The organism is Paenibacillus sp. (assembly GCF_048976745.1).
In the GTDB taxonomy this organism is placed as follows: Bacteria; Bacillota; Bacilli; order Paenibacillales; family Paenibacillaceae; genus Paenibacillus.
On the sequence record NZ_JBHGUU010000011.1, the window covers coordinates 295,775 to 304,998 of the forward strand.

General features: G+C 49.1%; 6 protein-coding genes and 10 tRNA genes. 2 read left to right on the top strand and 14 right to left on the bottom strand.

What is annotated here, in order from left to right:
• Positions 1 to 17 precede the first annotated feature (17 nt).
• From ACE3K2_RS19150 to ACE3K2_RS19165, 4 genes are all read right to left on the bottom strand, one after another.
• Positions 18 to 1,655: an MBL fold metallo-hydrolase gene (locus tag ACE3K2_RS19150; RefSeq protein WP_421893642.1), complete on the bottom strand. Its 1,638-nt coding sequence runs from the start codon at positions 1,653 to 1,655 to the stop codon at positions 18 to 20.
• Complete coding sequence (locus ACE3K2_RS19155; RefSeq protein ID WP_421893709.1) at positions 1,652 to 3,322, bottom strand: ABC transporter permease; 1,671 nt, start codon at positions 3,320 to 3,322, stop codon at positions 1,652 to 1,654. The genes ACE3K2_RS19150 and ACE3K2_RS19155 overlap by 4 nt, the downstream gene beginning before the upstream one ends.
• A 129-nt stretch (positions 3,323 to 3,451) precedes the next feature.
• Complete coding sequence (locus ACE3K2_RS19160) at positions 3,452 to 4,525, bottom strand: ABC transporter substrate-binding protein (RefSeq protein WP_421893645.1); 1,074 nt, start codon at positions 4,523 to 4,525, stop codon at positions 3,452 to 3,454.
• Between the two features lie 79 nt (positions 4,526 to 4,604).
• A complete protein-coding gene (locus ACE3K2_RS19165; RefSeq protein ID WP_421893648.1) occupies positions 4,605 to 5,621 on the bottom strand; it encodes an ABC transporter ATP-binding protein in 1,017 nt (338 codons plus the stop codon).
• 199 nt (positions 5,622 to 5,820) lie between these two features.
• Between ACE3K2_RS19165 and ACE3K2_RS19170 the strand changes: the two genes are divergently transcribed.
• Both ACE3K2_RS19170 and ACE3K2_RS19175 read left to right on the top strand, forming a co-directional pair.
• On the top strand, positions 5,821 to 6,729 hold the full coding sequence (locus tag ACE3K2_RS19170) for a LysR family transcriptional regulator (protein ID WP_421893651.1): 909 nt from the start codon (positions 5,821 to 5,823) through the stop codon (positions 6,727 to 6,729).
• Between the two features lie 147 nt (positions 6,730 to 6,876).
• On the top strand, positions 6,877 to 7,737 hold the full coding sequence (locus ACE3K2_RS19175) for a hypothetical protein (protein ID WP_421893654.1): 861 nt from the start codon (positions 6,877 to 6,879) through the stop codon (positions 7,735 to 7,737).
• A gap of 474 nt (positions 7,738 to 8,211) precedes the next feature.
• Here the strand turns inward: ACE3K2_RS19175 and ACE3K2_RS19180 are convergent.
• From ACE3K2_RS19180 to ACE3K2_RS19225, 10 genes are all read right to left on the bottom strand, one after another.
• Positions 8,212 to 8,282 (bottom strand) — tRNA-Gly (locus tag ACE3K2_RS19180).
• Positions 8,283 to 8,294: 12 nt separating this feature from the next.
• Positions 8,295 to 8,368 (bottom strand) — tRNA-Pro (locus ACE3K2_RS19185).
• 15 nt (positions 8,369 to 8,383) lie between these two features.
• Positions 8,384 to 8,460: transfer RNA gene (locus ACE3K2_RS19190), tRNA-Arg, on the bottom strand.
• A gap of 5 nt (positions 8,461 to 8,465) precedes the next feature.
• Positions 8,466 to 8,540: transfer RNA gene (locus tag ACE3K2_RS19195), tRNA-Gly, on the bottom strand.
• 8 nt (positions 8,541 to 8,548) lie between these two features.
• A tRNA-Leu gene (locus ACE3K2_RS19200) sits at positions 8,549 to 8,636 on the bottom strand.
• Between the two features lie 9 nt (positions 8,637 to 8,645).
• A tRNA-Lys gene (locus tag ACE3K2_RS19205) sits at positions 8,646 to 8,721 on the bottom strand.
• A gap of 9 nt (positions 8,722 to 8,730) precedes the next feature.
• Positions 8,731 to 8,805: transfer RNA gene (locus ACE3K2_RS19210), tRNA-Gln, on the bottom strand.
• 11 nt (positions 8,806 to 8,816) lie between these two features.
• Positions 8,817 to 8,892: transfer RNA gene (locus tag ACE3K2_RS19215), tRNA-His, on the bottom strand.
• Between the two features lie 97 nt (positions 8,893 to 8,989).
• Positions 8,990 to 9,065, bottom strand: a tRNA-Thr gene (locus tag ACE3K2_RS19220).
• A gap of 22 nt (positions 9,066 to 9,087) precedes the next feature.
• Positions 9,088 to 9,165 (bottom strand) — tRNA-Asp (locus tag ACE3K2_RS19225).
• Positions 9,166 to 9,224 lie beyond the last annotated feature (59 nt).

The window sequence follows — 9,224 nt, forward strand, 5'->3', positions numbered from 1 at the left end:
CAGATATGCAACCACTTTTAAAAAAACAACTCATCTCCTGGAGACAACGCATAGATATCAGCTCCCGCAGATGAACTTCCATCAAGCAGACCTTGTCTCAAACGTTCCGTCTCCGCAAGGTCGGTATGTACAAGCACCGTATGTCGAGCCGAAATCCGATCCAGCATCTGCTCGACATCCCTCCAACCCTGATGAACTTTGTAACGTAATTTTCTTACTTCACATTTTCCATACGCCTCTGGATTTCGCAATAACTCATCGGCAAATGTTCCTGCAGCAACATGCCCGGTGAGCAGAATCAGATTTTTTCCATCCGATGACCATCTCTCGTAGTACCAATGTGCAAGTGAGGACTGCATCATGCCATCCGGGACAAACCATAGGGAAGCATGATATTGTTCCAGCAACTGCAGACGTTCTTCCTCGGTAGATGTCTTATTCCAACCTTCTCCGTTCAGAAAATGATCGATGCTGTCCTCAGGCGAAACTTCCCCAATCCGCGCTTCCCTCCTGAGCCAATAGGGAACACGATGTAACTGTGCCATCCCATCCACCAATTTCTGTTCCACAATCATGGGAATACCCTGAAAATATTGCTGCGCCCATAGGATTATCTCCTGGCCGCGGCCCACCGCAGGCATGGGTAATAACACCCTGCCACCCCGAGCAATCCTATTGCCGATAGCGCTCTCCAGTTGTTGCAGTTTATCGGCCTGCGTATCCCGGTCCGTACCATAAGCAGCATCCACGATCGCCAGATCAAGCTTAACCTTGGATGAGTTAGACATGGATGCCATGGCTCCTATACTTTCTCTCATGTGCATTGGCTCGGTAAGGATTCTGCTGTGTATTCCTGTAGATGAGCTTAGTGCTGCCTCTGATCCGGTAGATCCTGTAGCAGCAAGGGTCTGAGCATATGTTGCTTGATCAACCAGTGTTTGTCCCATGGCTTGGCCCCCTACCAACTTCATGGCCTGTTCGCCGCTCACATCCGTTTTTTCAGGGGGTGCGCTGGATACACTGGATATGACCTGAAAGCTTTTCATTGGTTCAGGAACAGCCCGGAGGCGGCTATGGCGATTCAGGTCTGCCTGCCGGAATCCGTCGGCCACATCGTCATCCTGTAGAAGCATGGACTCTGACGTATAATCACCGGAGTACAGAACCCGCTTGCCCTCCATCTCAAGACCGAACCAGACCGAACCAGCCAGATGCCCGCTACGCCCCCAGATTGCCGCCACCCCAGGTATGATTTCAAACCAATGACCTCGCTCGGCTTCGTTCTCCAGGAACCTGTATCGAATACGCTGCTCGTCCGTTTCATCATAGGGTATTACATATCCTGCACGTTCCATATTGCTGCGCCATGCCCGAAAATACGTACCCAACTGTTCCCTCGTCTCCCTTGTCGTCCACACTTCACCCTGGTAGCCCATCTTATACAGCAAAGGGATGGCGACCGAATGATCCTCATGGGCGTGAGACAAGAGGACCGCGTCCAGTTGTGGGACAATCTCCGGGTCAATCAGCGGATACTGGCCTGCGCCTTCTTTTTTGACACCACAATCCAGCAAAAGGTGAAACCGGCTCCCGCTCAGGAGATAGGCGGAACGTCCATGTTCCCCTGCACCGCCCCATACGTTAAGTTTGATCATGATGCATTCCACTTTCTCTTTGAATTCAGCATCTCGATTCCAAGCAGCATCAGCACCGTCATGCCTACAGTCACCACGGCCATCGCCATTCCGAGTGATACCTGACCTTGTTCAAACTGGGCAAAAATATACGTCGCCGACGTCTGCATGGACGGCGGAAGAATCAATAACGAACCTACCAGCTCCCGGGTAGCAATTGTAAAGGTCATCATCCAGCCGGCTAGCATGCCGGGCAGGATCAAGGGGATCAGGATGCGCCGCAGAACATACAGCGGCTTCCCGCCAAACACTTGACCTGCCTGGAACAAGGTTCCATCAATCTGGGTAAAGCTCGATTTTACATACTGCACAGTGTAAGGCAAGAAGAGAACAACGTATGTGAGCACAACCATGCCATAGGTGTTATACAACGTGACTGGCATCCAGGGTGAGTTCCAGAAGAGAATCAGACCCACAACCATCACGATACCCGGGACCGTATTAGGCAACAGACTGAACAAGTCAATCACACGCTGCATGAATGAAGATGATCTGCCGATCGCCAGCGCAAACCCCGTACCGATAATAACCGCAACGCTTGAAGCCGCGAGAGATAATCCCAGACTGTTGCCGATGGCCTTCATACTCACCGATCCCCAAGATAATAACTCTTTGTAATGATCCAGTGTCAGATTATCAAATGCGAGTCCCGATCCCCGCAGCTTCATGGTCGAAGCGGCGATGATGGAGAAATACGGGATACCTACCGACAGGATCAACAGGATCGCAAGATACACCCCGCACAACCATCCTGCTCCGCCACGTAGAGAATATCGCTTCGAACGTTGCCCTTTGCCACCAACCAGACGATACGTGAACTTCCGGCTCATGGCAGACTGCATATACCACATCACCAGACAGACGGACAGCAGCACCGATGCGAGTGAAGTCGCCTTGCCGAAGTCAATCGGCCAACTGGAGATGTACTTATGAATTTCGGAGGTCATGACATAATAGCCAATCTTGCGCCCAAAGGTTGCCGGTGTGCCGAATTCCGCAATCGTTTTGACAAAGACCAGCATGATCCCCATGCCGTAGGACGACAACAACAACGGTAAAATAATGCGTCTGAAACGGTACCCTGCATGTGCACCGTGCACAGCGCCCGCTTCTTCCAGATTACCGCCGATGCGGATTAATGCATCCCGAAGCAGCAGATACAGGAATGGGAACAGGTGCAGGCTCATGATGAGCACCATACCCCAGAAGCTGAAGAACAGCTCACTCCAGCCTGCTGATGAGGGCACCCATTGCTGCAGGTATCCCCCTTTTTGCATAAACAGAATCCATCCCATCGATCCAATATACGGCGGAGTCATGAACGGAATCATCAGGATTACATCCACCCAGCGATGCTCGCCCATCCGGGTCTTCGCCATCATCCAGGCCAGCGGCAGCGCCAGCAGCGTGGTTACCGCTACAACGCAGATGCCAAGCCAGACGGAATTCAGCAACACACCTGATAGATGATGTCCCATAATCGTGCGAATTGGAGCCATCCAGTCCCATTGTCCGTTCACATATACACTTTGCCAGAAGATCAGCAAGAGCGGCACCCCAATGCTTATGGTCAGTAGAAACAGGGCCAGAATCACGCCCACTCTCCGAAAAATTCGGTTGTTTTCCATTCCAACAGGTTTCACTACGTTCACCTCACATGACTTTCCACAGACAGTAGATATGATTTAGACGAATAGAAGTATTTCGATCCATACCTTGCTTATTGAAAGACGCTCTTTGGATTTATGCAAAAGTACTTATTTAAACGTCTCGGAAAAACGTGCTGCTGTCTCTTCGCCATGTTCACTCATCCAGTTCCAATCCACTTTAAGTTGTGGGATATCCTTCACATTGGCACGATTAGTCGCTTCAATGTCTTCGCGGCCCGGGATCAGATAAGCATCTGCAACAAGCTTCTGGGCTTCATCGGACAACAGGTAGTCAATGAACGCCTTGGCATTCTCTACATTCGGGCTGGATTTCAGAATCGCTGCCGGTCTTGGACTGATGACCGTGCCTTCCTCAGGATACACGATATCCAGTGGTTCACCTTTTGCCTTGGAGGAATACGCCATGTAGTCCACACCTGCAGCTACGATGCTTTTGGCACCTGTAATGACCGGATCAAGGGCTTCCTGATTGGCGCCAGCCATCGCTACTCCATTGGCTTTGTATGCACTCAGCAGATCCCACCCTTTTTCACCATTCGCACTCAGGTATCCTGTGATGAAGTCGAGTGCTGAACCTGATAATGTAGGGTCGGGAATGTTCACTGCATCTTTCCACGCAGGCGTAGCAAGCTCTGCCCAACTTGTTGGCGGTGTAGATACCAGTTTGGTGTTATACACAATACCCAGTGCGGAAGCACTGCTGCTGAAATAATTGCCTTCTGCATCCGACCAGTCCTTGTTCAGCTTGTCTGCATTAGCTGCTTCCGGGTAAGGCATCGTCAGTCCATCGGCTTTCAAAGCCTGTGCTGAAGGTAAAGAGGCCAGGATTACAACGTCTGCCACCGGATTGGACTTCTCAGCTTCCATACGAGCCAGAATTTTGCCTGTCGTTCCCTGGAACATCTCAACTTCGATCCCTGTTTTGTCTGTAAATCCACTCACGATGTTATCGGCCAGCTTCTGTGGGCCAGCACTGTACAATACCAGCTTGCCGCCAGCCGGTTTCGTTGTTTCTGCCGCTGCTGCCGTGTTTCCTTCACTTGCGGGTTGAGCCGCATTGCCAGTGGTCGAGTTCCCTGTACTACACCCGAACAAACTGATACTCATAACCGCCGTTAATAGCAAAGTCGCGCTCTTTTTCCCTGTTTTCATCCCCAACATATTCATCCATCTCCCCTGGTCTCTAATTTAGTTGTTCAACCTGTACTGTTCTTGATGGAGTTCACACATCAATTCGTCGCTAATTAGCTGCTGCGATCACTTCACGGTGATTCACAGTTTCGACATCCTGTCCATCCATGCGGCATATCCGCTCGGGAGCAACATGGAGCTGGACCTTCTCCCCTACGCGTACTCTTTGGTTCACATAGGCTGTCCATACGCCAAGCCCTTCCATCTGCACTCGCACTTCGTAGCGTTCACCTACATAGCTGACGCTGAGTACAGTTCCCGGATAACACAGATCGTCATGACCTGTTTTGTTCCAGGTGACATGCTCTGGACGCACCATCGATTGATCAGGCGTGAGCCAGTTGGACTTTCCGATAAACGAAGCGACATACGGATCACTTGGCGCGGAGTAGATCGTTTCCGGGCTTCCCTTTTGCAATATCCGCCCCTTCTGCATTACCACAATCTCATCCGACATCGACATCGCTTCAATCTGATCATGTGTGACATACAGCGCAGTCAGTCCCATATCCCGCACCAAGGACATCATCTCAATCCGCATCTCTTCCCGAAGTACAGCATCCAGTGCACTCAGCGGCTCATCGAACAGGATCACCCCAGGTCTCACAGCTACGGCTCTGGCAAAAGCAACCCGTTGCTGCTGTCCACCAGACAGCTGATGCGGATATCGATCTTCCATGCCTTGCAGGCGAACCATGCCAAGGGCTTCATTCACTTTTTGCCGCAGATCGGATTTCTGTTTGCTGGCCTTCAGGCCAAACGCTACATTTTCATATACGGTCATATGCGGCCATAATGCAAAATCCTGAAACACCATGCCCAGATTACGCTTGTGTGTCGGTATATCAATCCGCTTCGCCGCAGAGTAGATACACTGACCATCGGCACGAATCTCCCCCGCGTCCGGCTGTTCCAGCCCGGCCAACATACGGAGCAGTGTTGTTTTGCCACAGCCCGATGGGCCGAGCAGTGTTGTGAACTTTCCATGTTCAAGCGTTAGATCTGTCGGCAGCAGTGCGGGGGTTTGATTAAATGATTTTTGAATTCCCGTTATCTCTAATTTCATAAGCATCCCTGCCTGTCTTCTGTTACTTGATCTCTTTTGTTACTTCATCTCTTGCACTGTTCTCAGTCTAACGTCCGCTTTCGCGAGTTGTATGTCTTGTATGTAAAATTGGAATTAACTTTTTAGATGAATTCTGTTGATGTTCATAGATTAAATCTATAGTAGATGAACTAGTAGAAGTGAGAGGAGTGTTGGGACTTTGAATCTGATCAAACTGCAAATTGTTGAGCTGATCGACAAGCATCATCACATGACAAGCGTGGCCGAGTTACTGGGGATCAAACAACCGACCGTTACATTTCATATGAAGTCATTGGAGGAAGAGATGGGCGTGCGATTATTCGAATCGCGCAGTGGGAAGACTTTTTTAACCGAGGCCGGACAAGCCCTGCTCCACTATTCTGTCAAAATCAATGCTCTGACCCAAGAGGCAAGACGAGTAGTAAAGGAATATGACAGTCTTTATCGGGGCACCCTGCACATTGGGTCAAGCTATGTACCGGCTACATATCTTTTGCCCACCATACTCAACACCTTTTCTCAGGAATTTCCGGGCATTCGTATCATCTTATCCGTCAAACCATCACCTGTTATTCGCGAGATGTTAATTCGGCATCAGATTGATCTGGGGGTGATCTCTTCGGAACCATTTGTCGGACCCGCGCTGCAAGCTGAGACGTTATGTGAAGATGACTTGGTACTAATCTGCTCTCCACAGCATGACTTGGCCCAGAAGGATGTATTGACACCTGACCATATCGCGCAGATTCCTTTTGCCTTACATGGCGACCAATCCAGTACTCGGCGGCTAACCAACCAATGGCTCGTGCAGCATGACATTCGTTTGCGGAGTACGGTAGAGATGGATTCTCTGGAAGCAATCAAACAACTTGTGTTAATCGGGGGGCATGTCTCGTTCATGTCTCGGATGGCAGTACGGTGGGAGGAACAGCACGGGCTCATTCAGGTTCTTCCCATTCCCGGAGAACAGGCACCGCGCCATATATACACCGTGCATAATAAAGACCGCCACCCTTCCGTTCAGGTAAACCGCTTCAAAGAAGTGCTGCGAGAGGTGAGTCACGGCTTCCCCATTTCCCATGGCTGATTGCCTTGATCCTCTATTAAGTATCGTTTGCCATTCATCAAATCTATGCAGGGTTAACGCAATGTGCGCTCCCCGTTAATCGCTATCAGATACTCGGACGATAAAGTGGGAGCTGTACGTTAATCCAGATTAGGAGAGTGATTGGTTTTGAAAAAGTGGAAAAAGGTAACCGCCTCATTCATGCTGAGCATCGTAACATTGGGAAGTGGACTGACGTTTCTGGGAACACCCCAGGCTTCCGCTGCTGCCAATGCCGTTCCTGCTTATGAAGTGAAGTTTCTGGCCAAGCCGGAACTGGTGTTGAATACAGATGGAACACCACGCAGTGAAGTGATTCAGACCCTCGGCCTGAGTTCCACACCAAAAAACATTAACGTAGAGTACTTTGACACCAATGCGCTCGGACTGGATGAGCAAGGATGGAACGTTCGTTTTCGCAAAAAGGATGACAAGAATAACTACGAATTGACTTATAAAAAACGCTACCCTGTAATCAATGGCGACATCAACGCAGCGCTGACTCTGGCTAACCAAGAAGGATTCGATAAATCAGATGATAATTACGAGGCTGAGATTGATTGGGGATACGGCAAACAAACGCTAAGTTTCTCCAACACCAAAAAAGTCGATACCAAAACGACAGGTATTCAGCTTCCTTCGGAGCAAGAAGCCTTGAACATGTTACTGGACAAGCTCCCTGGCAAATTGAAAAACTGGTCTGCCTCCAACTGGGGCAAGCAGCAACTGACTCAATCCCGTGCATATGGCCCGATCACATTCCAACGATATGAAGGAACATGGAATGGTCAAGAGCTTACACTTGAAGTATGGCCGATCCGTAATGCAGCAGGTACAGGTACTGAGAATATCGTAGAGGTCTCTTTCAAAACCGATGATGCTGTAGTCGTATCCGGACTGCGTACCCAACTGATGCAATTGCTGGAGAATAACAACTGGCTGATTCCTGCCGATGGCTTGAAGACACAGACAATTCTTGAACGATATTAATCGCTAGCCCTTCCAAAAAAACAAGCTCCTCTTCCTGCGTACATCGTAGGAGAGGAGCTTATCTTTTTTCGTTTTGAATAAAAGTAAATTAGTCTTTGAGTCAACATTTGCATAATTGAATTCTAATCGTCCCGGGTACAAGAGTTAGACAGCAAGAAGGGTCCTAATCCATCCAACGTATTAACGAGTGTAACCATCTTGCTGATTTCAAGTCAGTCTTTCATTTATGCAAATACTCAAGTAATTCTAGAATTATCATCAGTTGAGATTTTTACTGATTATTCCTTTAACAGCATGGATATTGGGAACTATGTATGTCTATTTTCAACTTGGTCATACGGAATGTTCTATTTAAATAAAGATTCTATCCTTAATCAAATGACAATTGACCCTTTATTAAAAGAAATCCACTTTTCTAATTACCGCAAAAAAAGCCCTTGCTATAAGCAAAGGCTTTTCTGTATGTTACTCGGAAGCGGGTGATGGGAATCGAACCCACGCTATTAGCTTGGAAGGCTAAAGTTCTACCATTGAACTACACCCGCAAAATAAAAAAATCGGGATGACACGATTTGAACATGCGACCCCCTGGTCCCAAACCAGGTGCTCTACCAAGCTGAGCTACATCCCGATACTTATGAAATAATGGCGCGCCCTGAGAGATTCGAACTCCCGGCCTTTTGATTCGTAGTCAAACGCTCTATCCAGCTGAGCTAAGGGCGCAAATATGGAGCGGAAGACGGGAATCGAACCCGCGACCCTCGCCTTGGCAAGGCGATGCTCTACCGCTGAGCCACTTCCGCAAAACATATGGTGCGGTCGAGAGGACTCGAACCTCCACGGGGGGTTAGCCCACACGGACCTGAACCGTGCGCGTCTGCCAATTCCGCCACGACCGCAAAATATAATGGTGAGTCATGAAGGGCTCGAACCTTCGACACCCTGATTAAAAGTCAGGTGCTCTACCAACTGAGCTAATGACTCATAGTGAAATGGCTGGGGATATAGGATTTGAACCTATGCATGACGGAGTCAAAGTCCGTTGCCTTACCGCTTGGCTAATCCCCATTAAAAAATCATGGGGCGATCGAGGGGAATTGAACCCCCGAATGCCGGATCCACAAACCGGTGCGTTAACCACTTCGCCACGATCGCCATAGAGTAAGCCATTCATCCACTAAGAGATTCTTAGTATTAGCAACTGCATTTATAATATACATTCTATCACAAATCCAGATGTAAATACTAAAAATGGTGCCGGCGAGAGGACTTGAACCCCCAACCTACTGATTACAAGTCAGTTGCTCTACCAGTTGAGCTACACCGGCACGGTGTATATTTAATTAAAAATGGCGGAACCGACGGGATTCGAACCCGCGATCTCCTGCGTGACAGGCAGGCATGTTAGGCCAACTACACCACGGTTCCATAATACTTTCTCAAGGAAAGTTAATTGCGGGGGCAGGATTTGAACCTGCGGCCTTCGG

Bases quoted from the DNA above. Each gene is read 5' to 3' on its own strand.
- ACE3K2_RS19160 (WP_421893645.1), bottom strand. From the start codon at position 4,525: ATGTTGGGGATGAAAACAGGGAAAAAGAGCGCGACTTTGCTATTAACG.
- ACE3K2_RS19165 (WP_421893648.1), bottom strand. From the start codon at position 5,621: ATGAAATTAGAGATAACGGGAATTCAAAAATCATTTAATCAAACCCCC.
- ACE3K2_RS19150 (WP_421893642.1), bottom strand. From the start codon at position 1,655: ATGATCAAACTTAACGTATGGGGCGGTGCAGGGGAACATGGACGTTCC.
- ACE3K2_RS19155 (WP_421893709.1), bottom strand. From the start codon at position 3,322: ATGGAAAACAACCGAATTTTTCGGAGAGTGGGCGTGATTCTGGCCCTG.